A 16,963-nucleotide genomic window follows, 5' to 3' on the forward strand; every position below is an offset into this window, starting at 1 on the left:
AAGTACGTGCTCAAAAGGTCGAACCACCTTGCAAATACCGTTCTTATCCATAAAACATAGGATCAGTATACATTATGTAACCTTGAGGCGTCAACAGAACAACTGCTCCTCTCGTACGGAAAGATGACATGGCCTCTGCTCCGAAGCATCACGGCTTCCCGCCCCGGCGCAGCCGCTCCAGCCTCGTCCGCACGTCCAAACTGAGCACATCGTCGAGCGGATTGCGCTTGCCCGGCGATGCGTCGCTGGACCTAAGCGTTTGCTCCAGCTCTTTGCGGCTCTGGCCCAGCTCGATCAGCAGCTCGCGGGCGGAGAGGCGCAGCGCCCCTTTGCCGAAGGCCATATGTTGCTCGGCCATGTCCGAGGTTGCGACGTAGATGTCGCGACCGCGCTGCTTGAGCTCGCCGACCAGCCGCTCGACGACCTCGTCCGCCGTTTCCTTCTCACGGGTGTAGATCACTGTGATGTTGTACTGCTTGTACATCGCTCCATGTCCCGGTACGCGATGGGCGTCGAAGATGACGATCACCTGTATGCCGGTAAAACCCTGGTAATCGGCCAACAGCTCGAGGAGCCGGTCTCTGGCTTCCTCCAGCCCCTCTTCCTTGAGCCGCTCCAGCTCAGGCCAGGCTCCGATCATATTATAGCCGTCGACCAACAGTACATCCTGCCGGCGCATGCCTAGTCCCTGGCCGGGATTCCTGCGCCGCGCTGCCGGACGATTTCGTACATCAGCACGCCCGCAGCTACCGACGCATTCAGCGAGTTGAGCCGGCCCCGCATCGGCAGCTTGACGAGAAAATCGCATTTCTCGCGGATCAGCCGGCCCAGCCCCTTGCCCTCATTGCCAATCACGACGGCAAGCGGCAGGTTCAGATTGGTCTCGTACACTTCCTGCTCTGCCGCCGCATCTGCGCCGGCGATCCAGACGCCTTGCTTCTTCAGCGACTCGATCGTCTGAGCCAGGTTGGTCACGCGCGCTACCGGCACATGCTCGACCGCCCCGGCAGAAGTCTTATACACCGTGGCATTGAGCGAAGCGGAGCGGCGCTTGGGGATAATAACGCCGTGGGCGCCGGTGCACTCAGCCGTTCGCAGGATCGAGCCGAGATTGTGCGGGTCCTCGATCTCGTCGAGCAGCAGAAGGAACGGCTCCTCGCCTCGGGAATGCGCCTTCTCGAGGATTTCTTCAAGCTCAGCGTACCGGTAGGCCGCCGCCTGAGCGATCACGCCCTGGTGCTGGACACCATCAGCCAGCTGATCCAGCTTTCGCTTGTCGACATGCTGGATGATGACGCCATGCTTTTTGGCCTCCGCAATGATCGGCAGGGTCAGATTTTTCTGGGCATTCTCCGCAATCAACAGCTTGTTGATCTCGCGTCCCGACCTTAACGCTTCAAGGACCGGATGCTTGCCGGCAATCCACTCTTCCTGTTTGTCAATGTCCATCCTCCGTTGCCTCCTCATGTTGATCCTCTTGCCGGCCGTTTGCCTCCGGCCAAGCATATGCCAGCAGCTCGTGTAGACGCTCCGTCCGTTTCTGGCAGTACAGATAGCCCAGCAGACACTCGAAAGAAGTCGCCAACCGGTATTCCTGGACGTCCGCATTTTTGGGCGGGGCCCCGGATTTGGCGTTGCGTCCCCGTCTGACGATATCCGCCTCTTCTTCCGTCAGCAGCGGCTGCAGACGCCGCAGCAGCGCGCTTTGCGCTTTGGCGGAGACGAAAGACACGGCTTGCGAATGCAAGTGATGCAGCTTGTGGTTCGGTTTGGAGAGCAGGTACTGGCGGACCAGCAGCTCATAGACGGCATCTCCGATGTAGGCGAGGACGACAGGGTTCATCTGGTTCGGATGCTTGGCGGGGATGTGGAACCACAATCCCGGCTCTCCGAGCTCGCCTGTGCGGGGCTCGCTCATCGGCGCCGCCAGCGGATGCCTTGCGGCGTATCCTCAAGGATGATGCCTTCCGCCGCCAGCTGATCCCGCAGCTCGTCGGCCCGCGCCCAGTTCTTGGCCTTGCGGGCCGCGATCCGCTCTTCGATCAGACGCTCCACCTCGTCCGCCGCCAGACCCTCCGCCTCGCTCCGCAGGCAGGAGACCCAGCACACGGTCCAGACCGCTGATCAGCGCCAGCAGCTCCTCCAGATCCTGTGCCGAGACCACATCGCGCTGCAGATACTGATTGGCCTCGCTGACCAGCTCGAACCAGGCGGTGATCGCATCCGGCGTATTGAAATCATCGTTCATCTTCTGGTGAAAGGTATCGCGGATCGCCTGGATCCGCTCACTGAGCACCGGCTTCGGTCCGGGCGGCAGCGGCAGACCGTGAGCGGCCTGCATCGCCTGCAGGCGATGCAGCAGATTATCCCGGCAATTGCGTATCCGCTCGACGCTGTTCTCTGCCTGCTTGATCGTCTCGTCGCTGAAATTGAGCGGCGAGCGGTAGTGGGTAGAGAGCATAAAGTAACGGATCGCCTCGGGCTTCACCTGCTGCAGCAGCGCTTGAACCGTGATGCCGTTGCCCAGCGATTTGGACATTTTCTCATTATTGATATGGATGTAGCCGTTATGCATCCAGTACCGCGCCAGCGGCTGGCCGGTCAGGGACTCGGACTGGGCCACCTCGCATTCATGATGCGGGAACTGCAGATCGTGGCCGCCGCCATGAATGTCCAGCGTATCGCCCAGATACTTGCGGGCCATCGCCGAGCATTCGATGTGCCAGCCCGGACGGCCCGGGCCCCACGGACTCTCCCAGAAGATCTCGCCCGGCTTGGCGCCCTTCCACAACACGAAGTCCTGGGCGTCCTCCTTGCGCTCGCCGATCCCGATCCGGATGCCCATCTGCAGCTCGTCAAGATTCTGATGGGACAGCTTGCCGTAATCCTCGAACCGCGAGGTGCGGAAGTAGACATCGCCGCTGCTCGAGTAGGCAAGGTCTTTGTCCACCAGCCCCTGGATAAACTCGATAATCTCTCCGATGTGTTCCGTTACGCGGGGATTGAGCGTCGCCTTGCGGACGCCCAGCCCCTCGATATCGCTATTGAAGGCGGCGATGAAGCGATCGGCCACTTCCGGCACAGTCGTCCCGAGTTGTTCGGCTTTGCGGATCAGCTTATCATCGACGTCCGTGAAGTTGACGATATAATGCACCTCGTGGCCCACCGACTCCAGGTAACGCCGCACCACATCGAAGAAGATGACCGGTCTTGCATTGCCGATATGGATATAGTCATACACGGTTGGGCCGCAAACATACATCTTCACTTTGCCCGGCTCCAGCGGTACGAACGCTTCCCGCTGCCGGGTCAGCGTATTATAGATCGTTACAGTCATGTTCTCGTATTCCTCCCACTGCCTATCGGTTCTTTGTCCGTCTCCGGGTCCCCTGGGTCCCCCGGACCACTCTGTCCGCGCTCATCAGATGATCTCTGCTCCCTGACCGCCTCCAGTTCGGCACGCAGCTGCTGGATCTCGGCCTGCATCTGGCGGAACATCTCGACCACAGGATCCGGCATCTGCGCATGGTCGAGCCGGTCTTTCACCCGTACGCCGTTGCGCTTGACGATCCGTCCGGGGATGCCGACGACCGTACTATAGGGCGGCACCTCCCGGAGTACGACCGAATTGGCGCCGATATTTGAATTGTCTCCCACGGTGAACGATCCCAGTACTTTGGCGCCGGAGGAGATGACCACATTGTTGCCGATCGTCGGATGGCGCTTGCCGCGCTCCTTGCCGGTGCCGCCCAGGGTCACGCCCTGATAGATAACGACATTCTCCCCGATCTCGCACGTCTCTCCGATGACGACGCCCATACCGTGGTCGATGAAGAGCTTCTTGCCGATTCGAGCGCCGGGATGGATCTCGATGCCGGTGAAAAAGCGGCTGACCTGCGAGATCCATCGGGCCAGCGTCGGCATGCCGCGCTTATGGCATGCATGGGCCACCCTGTGCGCCCAGATGGCGTGAAGACCGGAATACGTAAAGATAACTTCCCATTTGCTGCGGGCTGCCGGATCGTTTTCCATGACAGCTTGAATATCGGATTTGATATGACCCATGCTTTCCACCTCCTAACCTATAAAAGAAAACGCCCCTGCAGCTTGCGCTGCAGAGACGTCTCGACGCGGTCCCACTCTGCTTGGACAGACGCATCACTCCGCTGCGCCCATGCCGGCATACAAGTGACTCGTCATCCTTCTCTAGCCTGTAACGCAGGCACGCGGCGCAGCCTACCCCTCATGTCCGTCGCGCGGACATCAGGCTCAGTGCGCGGCTCCCAGGCGCATGTTCGGCCGGGGGAGATGGACGACTCGCAGCCGACGCCGCACCTGAAGGGTGCGATGGCGCCGGTCGTCCTCTCTGAGATCTCCTGCCCGGCTTACTTCTCCTGTTCACAGCTGTTATCTATCATTAATCATCAACGCAGTTAAATTCATCGCTTATTGTACAACCTCTTACAGTCAACGAAAATGGTACCCATAGTATACTCCTATCCCCTAGGGATGACAAGAGTTCCCCGGCCATGTCGCTAGGCCAGTCTGTCAGCGAGCCGCTCCCGCACTTTGTGGCTGCCGAGCAGCTTGATCGTCTGGTTCAGGTCGGGGCCGTGCGTCTGACCGGTCACGGCAGCGCGGATCGGCATGAACAGCTGCTTGCCTTTAGCCCCGGTCTCTTTCTGTACCGCTTTGATCATCGACTTGATGCTGTCTGCGGTAAGCGCCTCTTCGGCTACATCGAGCTGCGCAGCGAAGGCGGCCAGCACCGCCGGCACCTGTTCCTCGGCCAGCACGGCGACAGCCTCTTCTTCGTCCTCCACCGCATCCTTGAAGAAAAGCGCGGTCTGCGGTACAATCTCCGACACGCAGGTCAGCTTCTCCTGGTACAGCGCCACCAGCTCATCTGTCCAGGCGCGCTGCTCTTCGCTCAGCACCTCGGGCAGTCGTCCGGCACGCTGCAGATAAGGCAAGGCCAGCTCGGCGATCCGGCTGGTGTCCGCCTGCTTGATATATTCATTATTCATCCAGCTGAGCTTTTGTGTATCGAACACCGCCGTGCTCTTGGAGAGGCGGGCAGCATTGAAGATCTCCACCAGCTCGCCGCGGGTGTAGATCTCCTGCTCGCCCTCCGGCGACCAGCCCAGCAGCGCAATAAAGTTGAAGAGCGCCTCCGGCAGATATCCCAGCTCGTCATACTGCTCGATAAACTGGACGATCGACTCGTCCCGCTTGCTCAGCTTCTTGCGCTGTTCGTTGACGATCAGCGTCATATGGGCAAACTGCGGCGGCTCCCAGCCCAGCGCCTCGTAGATCATCAGCTGGCGCGGCGTATTGGAGATATGGTCCTCGCCCCGCAGCACATGGCTGATCCGCATCTGATAGTCGTCGATGACGACAGCAAAGTTGTAGGTCGGGATGCCGTCTTTTTTGACGATGACAAAGTCGCCCGTCCCTTCCGATTCGAAGCTGATATCGCCCTTGACCATATCGTGGAAGGTGTAGGTTCTCCCCTCCGGAACGCGGAAACGGATGCTCGGCACCCGGCCCTCCGCCTCGAAGGCCTGCTGCTGCTCTGGTGTCAGATCGCGGTGCCGGCCGGAATAACGGGGCATCTCCCCGCGTGCCGTCTGCTCCTCGCGCTCGCGCTCGAGCTCTTCTTCCGTACAGTAGCAGCGATAAGCGAGCCCTTTGTCGAGCAGTTCTTCATAATGCCGACGGTAGATATCCAGCCGCTCGGTCTGACGGTACGGCCCGTAGCCGCCGCCGATATCGACGCTCTCATCCCAGTCGATGCCGAGCCACTTCAGATAATTCAGCTGATTTTCTTCTCCTCCGGCGACATTGCGTTTCAGATCCGTATCTTCGATGCGGATGATGAATTTGCCACCCTGGCTGCGTGCGAATAAATAATTGAATAAGGCCGTTCTGGCATTGCCGATATGTAAATGTCCCGTCGGTGAGGGTGCATAGCGTACGCGGACTTCCTGTGCCATGTACAATCATTCCTTTCTTATGAAGCTTGCGATTAGGTTCTTACCTGGCCACGCTTCCCAAGTCGTTGTCTGCGAAAACGCGGAGCCGGTTCAGTTGGTCAACATCATAGCACATCCCTGATCAGACAGACAACCGACTGGGCGGCGATCCCTTCGCCGCGGCCGGTAAAACCGAGCTGCTCGGTCGTCGTCGCCTTGACATTGACCTGGGACGGCTCGGCTTCAAGCGCGCCGGCGATCGTCTCGATCATTTGCGGGATGTAGGGCAACATCTTGGGTTTCTGGGCGATGATCGTCGCGTCCAGATTGCCCAGCTTATACCCTTTGTCCTTGACCATCTGCCATACGTCGGTCAGCAGCTTCAGGCTGTCCGCATCCTTATAGGCCTCATCAGTATCGGGAAAATGCTTGCCGATATCGCCGAGCCCCAGCGCTCCGAGCACCGCATCGGTGATGGCATGCAGCAGTACGTCAGCGTCCGAATGGCCCAGCAGTCCCCGTTCATAAGGGATTGACACGCCGCCGATAATACAGGGACGTCCCTCCACCAGTTGATGCACATCGAATCCTTGTCCAACCCTTATCATGATCTAGCTCCTCCTCCGCCAGGATCGCCGATCGCCTGTGTGAGCAGGAACTCCGCATAAGGCAGATCCTCCGGTGTAGTAATTTTGATATTGGTATATTCGCCCTCGGCGACGGCCACTGGCGCTCCTGCGCGTTCCACCACCATCGCATCGTCAGTACCGGCGAAGCCGGCCTCCCGGGCGGATTCGTGAGCAGCCAGCAGCAGATCATAGCGAAAAGCCTGCGGGGTTTGGATCGCCCACAAGCTTCGCCGGTCCGGAGTTGCCGCGATAAGACCGTCTTCGTCTACCTGTTTGATCGTATCCTTCACAGGCACGGCCAGTACGGCCGCACCTTGACGCTCTGCCATCGTGCAGCAACGCCGTACTGCCTCCCGGCTGACCAGCGGCCGCACGCCGTCATGCACCATGACCCATGACGCCGTTACGGCCTGAAGGCCGAGATAGACTGATTCCTGCCGATCCTTGCCGCCCGCGACAACCCTGCTCAGCTTGTCCAGTCCATAGCGCGCGGCCCAGCCGCTGCAGCGCTCCACATCCTGCGAGCCGACCACCAGCACGATCTCCGTGACCTCGGGCATCGACTCGAACAGCGCGAGCGAGCGGGCCAGGATCGGCTGACCGCCCAGCATCAGATACTGCTTGCTCTCGGCCGAGCCCATACGGGTCCCCCGGCCGGCCGCGACGACGACCGCCGCCCATCTGTCATTCTGCATTAGTTTCTCTGCCCGCTTTCTTGAGGTTGTTCAAAATGAATGGATATTCCCATCATACAATGAAGACACCGATTCATAAAGTCCTTTTCCTTCAACAGGCAGGCAGAAGCAGGCAAGCCGGCGTTATTGAGCCCGCTCCAGCAGCTTGGGCTTGGCGAAGATCATCCGTCCTGCCGACGTCTGCAGCACGCTGGTTACCAGCACTTCCATCGTCATCCCGATATAATCCCGGCCGCCTTCGACGACGATCATCGTCCCGTCGTCGAGATACGCGACGCCCTGACCATGCTCCTTGCCGTCCTTGATAACCTGGACGACGATCTCCTCGCCCGGCAGGACGACCGGCTTGACCGAATTGGCCAGGTCATTAATATTGAGCACGGATACACCCTGCAGCTCGCACACCTTATTCAAATTGAAATCATTGGTGACGACTTTGCCGCCCAGCACCTTGGCCAGCTTGACCAGCTTGCTGTCCACCTCGCCGATCTCCTCAAAGTCCCCTTCGTAGATCAGCACATGCACATTGAGCTCTTTTTGGATCTTATTGAGAATGTCGAGTCCCCGGCGTCCCCGGTTGCGCTTAAGCAGATCCGATGAGTCCGCGATATGCTGCAGCTCCTCCAGGACGAACTCCGGGATGACCAGCGTACCCTCGATGAATCCGGTTTTGCAGATATCCGCAATCCTGCCGTCGATGATCACGCTCGTATCCAGAATCTTGTGCTCTTCAAAGCGCGGCGTCTCCGGCGGCGCCTCCTTGGGCTCCCGCGAGAGGAGGAAAGCCTCGTATGCTGCTGCGATCGCCTCGCGTTTTCGCCAGCCGATAGCCAATCCCATGTAGCCGAGGATCAATGTCACCGCAGCCGGCAGGAGCAGCCAGGCGCCTTGCAGCTGCGACATCGCCGGGAAGATCAGCGCCGCGACAGCCAGCCCCGAGATCAGACCGGCGCCGCCTGACACCAGATCGCCGGTGGGCAGCTGCGCCGCCTGCTCGGCTCCCCGCCGCAGCTGCATCAGCAGCGGTCCGGCGATCAGCGTAGCCAACACCCAGCCGCCCAGCGCTCCGAGCGCCATACTCATGTAATGCATGCCCGTATAATCCGTCATCGGGATCAGTCCCTGGGAACGCAGCATAGCGCCCGAGATCATCCGATTCAGTTCCGTTCCGAGCATGCCTCCTAAAATAAGACCCAACAGTTGAATCATGCGTTTCATCATTATTATCCACACCTCCACTATCCATTATGTGCCAGTTTTCGGCGCCTTAAACGGGGAGCCTCACGGAAGTTGGCGGGACAGCTCCGCGAGTGGTATTGGCCGGTGTCAGCAAAAAAGACTTTTGTAAAGTGGACTTCAAATCGACTATAATGGGAGGGGAAAGCAAATCATGGAATGAGGTGGAACTGATGAGCGCCCCTACACTGGAGCAATTTCAGCAGCAGGTGTCCGAATTGCTGCTTCGTCACCGGAGTTTGCTTGACGTAATGTCCAAATATGGGCAGGCCGCCGCATCCGTCAACCGTGCGGTGACCAAAACCATCACCGAGTGCGGATGTGTCGAGCTGAATGCCCGCAAGCAAGTATTCCCTGCCGATCTTGGACTGGATGAAGCCAAGGATCAGCTGGACAGCCACATGGACGGCGATCTGTGCGAGCACTGCAAGGACGTATTGCAGTCCGAACTGGGCAAGAACCTTTTCTATATGTCCGCTTTGTGCAATCTGCTCGATATCAAGCTGGAGGAAGTTGTGGAGGCCGAGTCGCAGAAATGTTCCACGCTTGGCATGTTCAATCTGACCTGAACTATGATTACGAAGTCACGATACCAATTATCGCAAGGCAAGCCGTCGACAGACGGCTTTTTTCAAAATATTAGAAAGTATGTGTTATCACATATTTACTTGGCTTATATTTCTCCGGAATGAAACGCGCTGCGCTCAGAGTTTTGCGAAGCAAAACTGGCATCGTAAGCAGACGGCGACAGCCGTTTCACCTTGATTCATTCTATCCACAGCTTTATCCCCAAAAACGTCTCGGTTGCCCACAGAAGTTGTCCAGTTACACACAGAGTGTGCACAGTTTGTTAACAACTCCCTAATAATATAGAAAAGACACCTACCGAGTTACGATAGGTGTCCTTGCTGCAACTTCATGAATCCTTCCAAGCTCTAAGCGCTATTCTCTGATTTTGAAGCGTCTTCCGGGCAATCCACAACCTGGCCGCGTCGTTTGCGCTTGCGTCCCGATAGCCTGCGGTCAACGTTTTTTTTTAGGCCATATAGTGCATAAAGCACCAGCGGCACGAAGATAATCTTGGACAGCTGATCGGGGAAAATAATCCCCAGCACAACCGCTATCAGCACGACGAGCGGAATGACCCAGATCGAGCCTTTGGGAATGCCGACTTTTTTGAAGTTGGGATACTTCACCTTGCTCACCATCAAATAGGACAGCACAACCGTACTGAGCAGCAGGACGACCACCGGGATATCCTGATAGAACAGCGCCAGCGTACACAGCACGCCGCCAGCCGCCGGAATCGGCAAGCCGATAAAATAACCTGGCGTGCCGGCTACGACGTTGAACCGGGCCAGCCGCAGCGCCCCGCAGATCGGGAACAGCGCGGTAATGATCCAGGCTGCTGCGGGGCTCAGCTCCTGGAAAGCGACGACGTACATGATAAATGCCGGCGCCACCCCGAATGAGATGACATCCGACAAGGAGTCCAGCTCTTTGCCAAATTCGCTCTGCACATTTAAAGCGCGAGCTACTTTGCCGTCGACACCATCGAGCAGCATCGCAATAATCACCATCATTGCCGCATATTCCGGTCTTTCATTGAATACGAGGATAATCGCTACTACGCCAAGGAATAAGTTGCCTATGGTAAAAAGATTCGGTATCGATTTTATGAACATCTCTATCCACCTCATCTTTACTATGCCCAATTATACTTCATCGCCTCTACATTGTCCGTAAGCGTTATGAAAGCATTTTAATATTGTATGGGAATTAAATCTGTCTGTCAATCAATACCTGCTCTTGAATTCGTTTCAACCCTTCCCGGATCGCCCGGGCGCGCACTTCGCCGATGCCGTCCACTTCATCCAGCTGCTCGATACTCGCATTTACGACATCAGGCAAATATTTGAAGCGTTCCACCAAATTGTGGATGATAATAATCGGCAGCCGCGGAATTTTGTGCAAAAGCCTGTACCCCCGCGGCAGAATCGCCTCGTCCGCAATGGTATTGGTATACGGGAAACCCAGCAGCCTGACGATATGATGGATATCGAGCAGCTCTTCGGAGGTCATCTTCTTCAGTCCAGCCCGGATTTCCCGGATCCGCTCATCGCTGTTGTCTCTTGCGTAGTCTTTGAGTAGGAACCATGCATCCTCCTCGACGCCACCTACCAGTTCTTCCATCTGCATGCTGATCAGCCGTCCTTCGGTGCCAAGCTCATTGACGTAGCGCTTGATCTCCGTTTTGATGCGCAGCACCATTTCCAAACGCTGGATGACAGCTGCCACTTCTTGCAGCGTGACCAGCTCTTCGAACTCGGAGGCGGACAGATTGGTCAGCCCTTGACTGAGCACCGCTTTATATTTCTCGAGCGTCTGGATCGCTTGATTCGCCTTGGTGAGGATAACCCCCATCTCTTTGAGCGAATAGCGCAGGCTGCCCTGGTAAAGCGTGATGACATTCCGCCGCTGGGAGATGGAGACGACTAGCTTGCCGGTCTGCTTGGCGACCCGCTCCGCAGTCCGGTGCCGGACCCGTCTCGATGGAGGGGATAGAACTGTCCGGGATCAGCTGGGTATTGGCAAACAGGATGCGCCGCAGATCCTCGCTTAGGATAATCGCTCCATCCATCTTGGCAAGTTCATACAGATAGTTGGGCGAGAAATCGCAGTTGATGGAGAAGCCGCCATCGACCACCTCCATCACTTCGGGGCTGTAACCGACGACGATCAGCGCGCCAGTTTTGGCACGAAGTACATTCTCCACCCCTTCTCGAAATGCTGTGCCGGGGGCGACCAGCTGCAGCAGTTGATTGGTTATGTCTTGTTGGTTAGTATCTTTCATATGGCCTCCTCTAGCCAAGCGCTGCCGAGAGCGCTTCTGAGACGGTATTCACGCCGATAATTTCGATTCCTTCGGGCGGCTTCCACCCTTTGAGACTTTTGTGCGGCATAATTACTCGCCGGAAGCCAAGCTTTTGGGCTTCCTTCACCCGCTGCTCCGCCCGCGGTACCGCACGGACCTCGCCCGTTAGGCCGATCTCTCCGAATACCACATCGAAGGGGCGGGTCGGCACGTCGCGGAAGCTGGAAGCCAGCGAGATCGCCGCAGCCAGATCGACTGCCGGTTCGTCGAGCTTGACCCCGCCGGCAACATTGAGATAAGCATCCTGGTTCTGCAGGAACATCCCCATCCGCTTCTCCAGCACGGCGATGATGAGCGCCATCCGGTTATGATCGAGCCCGGTCGTCGTCCGCCGGGGGGAGGGAAAGTTGGTTGCGGTCACGAGCGCCTGCAGCTCGATCAGCATTGGACGGGTCCCCTCCATGCTGGAGACGACCGTCGAGCCCGCCACGCCCATCGGCCGCTCCGACAGGAATAGCTCCGAGGGGTTGGTCACCTCTCGCAGCCCTGTCTCCTCCATCTCGAAGATGCCGATTTCATTGGTCGAGCCAAAACGGTTCTTGACCGCCCGCAGCAGCCGGTAGGTGTGGTGGCGCTCCCCTTCAAAATAAAGCACGCAATCCACCATATGCTCCAGCAGTCGTGGACCGGCGATCGCCCCCTCCTTGGTCACATGACCTACAAGGACTGTAGCGATGCCTTTGATCTTGGCGATCCTCATAAAATGTGCCGTGCACTCCCTCACTTGGGCGACGCTGCCCGGCGCGGACTGGACATTGGGCTCATAGACCGTCTGGATGGAGTCGATGACCAGAAAATCCGGCTTGACGGACTCGATCGCATCTGCGATATGATCCAGGTTGGTCTCGCAGAGCACATAGAGCGTCTCCGTCAGCGCGCCCAGCCGGTCTGCCCGCATCCGCGTCTGCCTGACCGACTCCTCGCCGGAGACGTAGAGCACCTTGAGCCCTTTGGAGGACAAGGCATGCGAGGTTTGCAGCAGCAGGGTTGACTTGCCAATCCCGGGGTCGCCTCCGACGAGGATGAGCGAGCCAGGCACCACGCCTCCACCCAGCACCCGATTGAGCTCCCCCAGCGTGGTCTCGATGCGCGGCTCATCGCCACCTTCTATACGTATGATCGGAAGCGCTTTTTCTTTCGCATGAAGATTCGACAAGCCGACGCCTTGCGTGCGGGTCGCCGTCTCCTTCTCCTCCACCATCGTGTTCCAGGCCCCGCAGCCCGGGCATTTGCCGAGCCACTTCGGCGACTCGGTGCCGCATTCCGTACAAGCAAACTTGATTTTTATTTTAGCCATTGCAGGCTCCTTTGATGTGTTGGTTTACATAGAAAGTGTACCATTTCCTCCCGTATGGAGAAAGCCCCGAATCCAATAACCCTGCACCAGCACGTCATGGCTGCCGTTCAGAAGCCGTTTCCGGCTCCTGCGCCGGGGGATCAGACATCTCCAGCAACGGCAGCCGCAGCTCAAACGTACTGCCTTCGCCGCGGCGGCTCCTCAGCGTCAGCGTGCCGCCTAGGAGCTGCGCCAGCTGCAGACTGATGGAAAGCCCCAATCCGGTGCCGCCGTACTTGCGCGTCGTAGCCCCGTCTGCCTGCTGGAAGGCTTCGAAGATCTGCTCCTGCTTTTCCTCGTCGATGCCGATGCCGGTATCCTGGACGGCAAATACGATCCATTGCCGCTGCTCGCCTGTCCGTGCGGCGTTGTCATTTGTCCCCCGCTGGCCGCGCCGGATCGCCCGATTGACGGCCGAATTGAAGCCGCCATACCAAGCCGCATTGCTCCAGGACAAGAAACGGCGCCGTCCCATCTTGGACATCCCCGTCACCGCCGTCGTATCGGTTTCCGCAGTCACTTTCAGCGTGATCGATCCCGCCTCCGTGAACTTGAACGCGTTGACCAGCAGGTTGCGCAGGATCTGATTTACCCGCAGCGCATCAGTATACAACCCTTCCGGGAGCCCCTCGCCAAGGATGACCTCAAAGCGCAGTCCTTTTTGCTGGGCAAGCGCCATGAACTGGTGCTGCGTGAGCTGCAGCAGCTCCTCCATGGCAACATATCCGGCGTTGATATCCATCTTGCCCGCTTCCACTTTGGAAAGGTCGAGGATATCGTTAATCAAGTACAGCAGATCGTTACCTGCAGCATGGATAATGCCGGCATAATTGAGCTCTTCGTCCGCCGATTGCGACTCTGGCTCGTGCTCCTTCATCATTTGCGAGAGCAGAATGATACTGTTCAGCGGCGTTTTGAGCTCATGCGACATATTGGCCAGGAATTCCGATTTGTACCGAGAAGCCTGCATCAGCTGGCGGGCCTTCTCCTCCAGCTCGCGCTTGGCAATCCTTAGCTCCCGCGTTTGCCTGCGGAGGACTACATTCATCTCCCGGAGCTCTTTGATCCGCTTGCGCTCCTTCTGGAAGTCGTAGATGATGAAGATAAACAGACCGCTGAGCGCGATTCCGAGCGGGTACGTAATGACGCCGATCTCCCTCAGATACTCCCTTGCGGGGATAACGCCGATCAGTGCGATGTTGATCATATTCAGCGTGTTGATCGCAAAAATCGAAATCAGTGCCCGGCGGCCAAACGACCAGTCTCGCTTGTTGAACCAGATCACCAGCAGAGCAGCAGCCAAGCCGAGCAAGGCCATATTAGCAAAACCTGCCCAAGCGGCGGCATGCACGCCATAAAAAAACCGTCCCGCCCCGATTCCTAATCCTATCAGAACCAGAGTGGCCGGCTTGCGGAAGACAACCGCCGCGAACAGAATCGGCACAAAACGGAGATCAAACAGAATCGCATCAGTCAATTGCAGCCCGAACAGCATGGCCAGCCAGCCTGCGCAAATAAAAAGCACAGGCACCATACCCGCCTTGAGCTTGCTGTCCGTCCGGACAAAAATATATTTATACGCCAGATTAAAAATATATCCGATCGTAATCAGCAGGCTGATATTCGTAAAGAAAGCTTTGTAGAACTGCAAGACTCTCCTCCCTCCCTGCCTGGAAATATCCCATAGAACCTTCTTCTAATTGTACACTATTCCATCCGCCCGGTTCCACAGCAAAACCGTTAGAAGCGCGGCAGGACACTTTCCTGCGCCGGGCAGCGCTTTACTGGTCTGACCACCAGCCAGGCGGCATACACTTGGAACTAGTGAATGCCAAGAGAGGTGAAGCTAGCATGTTTACTCGTATCAACAAGCTTCAGATCGAACTGCCTACGTCCACATTCGCCGACGCCAATGCGGCGGCGGCCGTCCAGGAGCTGCTGGGCGGCAAATTCGGCGAGATGTCGACGTTGAATAATTACTTGTTTCAATCGTTCAATTTCCGCGGCAAGACCAAGCTCAAGCCTTTTTACGACCTTGTCGCCAGCATTACAGCGGAGGAACTGGGGCATGTCGAGCTTGTATCTGCCGCGATCAATCTCATCCTGACGGGCTCGACGAGTCCGGGCAAGCCCGACTCCACGCCGCTTCACGAAGGCTTGGACAAACGCAATACCTATCATTTTATCGCTACCGCCCAGACATCGCTCGCCGGGGACTCCATGGGTCAGCCCTGGCGCGGAGATTACGTCTTCAACAGCGGCAATCTGGTGCTTGATCTGCTGCACAACTTTTTCCTGGAATGCGGAGCCCGCACCCATAAGATGAGGGTTTATGAGATGACCAACCACCCCGTTGCCAGAGAGATGATCGGTTATCTGCTTGTGCGCGGGGGCGTACACGTGCTGGCCTATGCCAAGGCGCTGGAGATTGCTACCGGTGTGGACATGACCAAGCTGATTCCGATTCCCGATCTGAGCAATCAGCAGTTCGACGGGGCCCGCAAATTCGAAGCTATGGGACTAGGACGCAAACTCTACACCTTCAGCTACGATGATTATCGGGATATCGATAAGATTTGGAAAGGCACCCATCCTGAGAGCGGTGCCAAGCTTGAGGTTATCATCGGCACCCCGGAGGGAGGCCCCATCCCGGAGCTTCGCGAACTGCCGGAGGAGTTTGCCCCCGGCATCACAGCAGATCATTATCTGGAGATTGTCAAGCGGCTGCAACGTTCAGGCAATATTTGAGCGGTTTGGGCGGCCTGCCCCGGGTCCTTCCCTGCGGGAAGGACCCTTTCCTGGCTGACGGACAAGCCCGCTTTGTCCGGCGGGATTTAGCCAATTTTCGATGAACAGAAACCTTTTGGCCGGTTTTCACGTATAATATTGTGGTTATACAATGGTTGTACAAGATGTTTCTCATCTATCGCAACAATCGCCAACTTACTGTGCATCCCAAGCAGGTACAGGTCTTGCTCAGCTTTCATTTCAAAGTATTAAAACTTTGTTAGCAAATTAAACAATGGCCTGACGCCTCCTTTATAACCATCTAAAATCTCTGAGATAAGATGATAAAAAAGAGCGGAGGTGCGTGCGATGATGAAAGTCGTTACGTTCAAGAACAAATCGGTCCCCGTCTACTATCCGGCTGAACATAATCAATATTATGAACTGTTGCATGCAAAACTAGCCGAACTTGCCCTGGATTTTGAATTCCACAAGCGCTGGAAGCGGATCAAATCGGTCGAAGTTATCCGCGACGTCGCCATTTTCCAGTACAATGACGGGACGAAGCTGTATCTGGAAGTGTCCTAGCTCACACGAACACCTACGACAAAGAAGCCGCGGCACGAAGGCACAAGGTCAATAAGGCTATAACACCTTATAGACATTGGACCAGGGCGGCTTCTTTTTGAGTTTTGCTTCTCCAAAAACTCAATCAGACTGCATGGTATATTTGTAGCCGACACCCCATACGGTGCGGATATACCGGGGCTCCCGCGGATTCTGTTCAATCTTCTTGCGGAGATTGACCACATGGACGTCGATCGCCCGATCTGTGACGAACGAGTCGAAACCGCGTATAGCATTGATCAGATCCTCCCTGCTGAACACCTTGCCCGGGTGTGCTAGGAACATCTTCATAATCTCAAACTCGGAGAATGTCGTCTCTACCGGGACCCCCCTTACCTTCAGGGATCGCCGGTCGATATCAAGCTGGATCGGATCGGCTTGAATCTGCTGCGTCTGCTCCTGCTGCCTCGGCTCGGCCGGCGTACTCATCGTCTGCGCGCGGCGGATCAGCGCGTACACACGCGCCGTCAGCTCATGCATGCTGAAAGGCTTGCACAGATAATCGTCTGCTCCCGCTTTGAGTGCATGTACCCGTTCGGAGACCTCGGTCTTCATAGAGATGATCATGATCGGAACCTGGGAGCTCTCGCGGATCTCTTCGCACAATTCCATTCCGTCACGGTCAGGAAGCATCAGATCCAGCAATATGATATGCGGTTCAAATTCGTCCAGCAGACGCATGCCGCCGGCTGCCGTTGGTCCCAGCTTGACCGAATAGCCTTCCTCGGTCAAATACATGGACAACATATCGCCCATAATCAAGTCATCTTCAATGACTAGCACTCGATACATAGCTCGTCCAC

General features: G+C 57.0%; 15 protein-coding genes and 2 pseudogenes. 3 read left to right on the forward strand and 14 right to left on the reverse strand.

Annotated elements, in window-relative coordinates; translation table 11 throughout:
* Nucleotides 1-148 precede the first annotated feature (148 nt).
* From ABC336_RS11650 to ABC336_RS11690, 9 genes and pseudogenes are all read right to left on the reverse strand, one after another.
* The gene (locus tag ABC336_RS11650; protein WP_413238804.1) at nt 149-679 is read right to left on the reverse strand and encodes an NYN domain-containing protein; all 531 of its coding nucleotides are present in this window, start codon (nt 677-679) and stop codon (nt 149-151) included.
* A 2-nt stretch (nt 680-681) separates the two neighbouring features.
* Entirely contained in the window at nt 682-1,449 is a 768-nt protein-coding gene (gene rlmB, locus ABC336_RS11655) for a 23S rRNA (guanosine(2251)-2'-O)-methyltransferase RlmB (protein WP_413238805.1), read from the reverse strand.
* Entirely contained in the window at nt 1,439-1,918 is a 480-nt protein-coding gene (locus tag ABC336_RS11660) for a Mini-ribonuclease 3 (RefSeq protein ID WP_413238806.1), read from the reverse strand. The genes rlmB and ABC336_RS11660 overlap by 11 nt, the downstream gene beginning before the upstream one ends.
* Nucleotides 1,915-3,337, reverse strand: a pseudogene (gene cysS, locus ABC336_RS11665) (cysteine--tRNA ligase). The gene ABC336_RS11660 and the pseudogene cysS overlap by 4 nt, the downstream one beginning before the upstream one ends.
* Nucleotides 3,334-4,065 (reverse strand): serine O-acetyltransferase EpsC, encoded by a 732-nt coding sequence (epsC, locus tag ABC336_RS11670; protein ID WP_413238807.1) that lies wholly within the window; start codon nt 4,063-4,065, stop codon nt 3,334-3,336. Before epsC ends, cysS begins: the two are co-directional and overlap by 4 nt.
* A gap of 470 nt (nt 4,066-4,535) precedes the next feature.
* On the reverse strand, nt 4,536-5,996 hold the full coding sequence (gene gltX / locus ABC336_RS11675) for a glutamate--tRNA ligase (protein WP_413238808.1): 1,461 nt from the start codon (nt 5,994-5,996) through the stop codon (nt 4,536-4,538).
* A gap of 104 nt (nt 5,997-6,100) precedes the next feature.
* On the reverse strand, nt 6,101-6,583 hold the full coding sequence (gene ispF / locus ABC336_RS11680; RefSeq protein WP_413238809.1) for a 2-C-methyl-D-erythritol 2,4-cyclodiphosphate synthase: 483 nt from the start codon (nt 6,581-6,583) through the stop codon (nt 6,101-6,103).
* Nucleotides 6,580-7,299 (reverse strand): 2-C-methyl-D-erythritol 4-phosphate cytidylyltransferase, encoded by a 720-nt coding sequence (gene ispD, locus ABC336_RS11685; RefSeq protein WP_413238810.1) that lies wholly within the window; start codon nt 7,297-7,299, stop codon nt 6,580-6,582. The genes ispF and ispD overlap by 4 nt, the downstream gene beginning before the upstream one ends.
* Before the next feature lie 123 nt (nt 7,300-7,422).
* A complete protein-coding gene (locus ABC336_RS11690) occupies nt 7,423-8,520 on the reverse strand; it encodes a PIN/TRAM domain-containing protein (protein ID WP_413238811.1) in 1,098 nt (365 codons plus the stop codon).
* Between the two features lie 188 nt (nt 8,521-8,708).
* On the opposite strand from ABC336_RS11690, the gene ABC336_RS11695 reads away from it, so the two are divergent.
* Nucleotides 8,709-9,104, forward strand: coding sequence for a nucleoside triphosphate pyrophosphohydrolase family protein (locus ABC336_RS11695; protein WP_413238812.1), 396 nt, complete (start codon nt 8,709-8,711; stop codon nt 9,102-9,104).
* A 366-nt stretch (nt 9,105-9,470) separates the two neighbouring features.
* Here ABC336_RS11695 and pssA read toward each other — a convergent pair whose 3' ends face one another.
* The 4 genes and pseudogenes from pssA to ABC336_RS11715 form a co-directional block, all read right to left on the reverse strand.
* Nucleotides 9,471-10,220 (reverse strand): CDP-diacylglycerol--serine O-phosphatidyltransferase, encoded by a 750-nt coding sequence (pssA, locus tag ABC336_RS11700; RefSeq protein WP_413238813.1) that lies wholly within the window; start codon nt 10,218-10,220, stop codon nt 9,471-9,473.
* Nucleotides 10,221-10,314: 94 nt separating this feature from the next.
* Nucleotides 10,315-11,389 (reverse strand): annotated as a pseudogene (disA, locus tag ABC336_RS11705) (DNA integrity scanning diadenylate cyclase DisA).
* Nucleotides 11,390-11,399: 10 nt separating this feature from the next.
* The gene (gene radA, locus ABC336_RS11710) at nt 11,400-12,767 is read right to left on the reverse strand and encodes a DNA repair protein RadA (protein ID WP_413238814.1); all 1,368 of its coding nucleotides are present in this window, start codon (nt 12,765-12,767) and stop codon (nt 11,400-11,402) included.
* 94 nt (nt 12,768-12,861) lie between these two features.
* Nucleotides 12,862-14,457: a sensor histidine kinase gene (locus tag ABC336_RS11715; protein WP_413238815.1), complete on the reverse strand. Its 1,596-nt coding sequence runs from the start codon at nt 14,455-14,457 to the stop codon at nt 12,862-12,864.
* A gap of 200 nt (nt 14,458-14,657) precedes the next feature.
* On the opposite strand from ABC336_RS11715, the gene ABC336_RS11720 reads away from it, so the two are divergent.
* Both ABC336_RS11720 and ABC336_RS11725 read left to right on the forward strand, forming a co-directional pair.
* Nucleotides 14,658-15,554: a manganese catalase family protein gene (locus tag ABC336_RS11720; RefSeq protein WP_413238816.1), complete on the forward strand. Its 897-nt coding sequence runs from the start codon at nt 14,658-14,660 to the stop codon at nt 15,552-15,554.
* A 348-nt stretch (nt 15,555-15,902) separates the two neighbouring features.
* Nucleotides 15,903-16,121, forward strand: a complete 219-nt coding sequence (locus tag ABC336_RS11725; RefSeq protein ID WP_413238817.1) for a hypothetical protein — start codon at nt 15,903-15,905, stop codon at nt 16,119-16,121.
* Between the two features lie 120 nt (nt 16,122-16,241).
* Here the strand turns inward: ABC336_RS11725 and ABC336_RS11730 are convergent, their stop codons facing one another.
* Nucleotides 16,242-16,952, reverse strand: coding sequence for a response regulator transcription factor (locus tag ABC336_RS11730; protein WP_413238818.1), 711 nt, complete (start codon nt 16,950-16,952; stop codon nt 16,242-16,244).
* Between the last annotated feature and the right edge of the window lie 11 nt (nt 16,953-16,963).

The sequence above is a fragment of the Paenibacillus jepli genome, assembly GCF_047238105.1.
In the GTDB taxonomy this organism is placed as follows: Bacteria; Bacillota; Bacilli; order Paenibacillales; family Paenibacillaceae; genus Paenibacillus_D.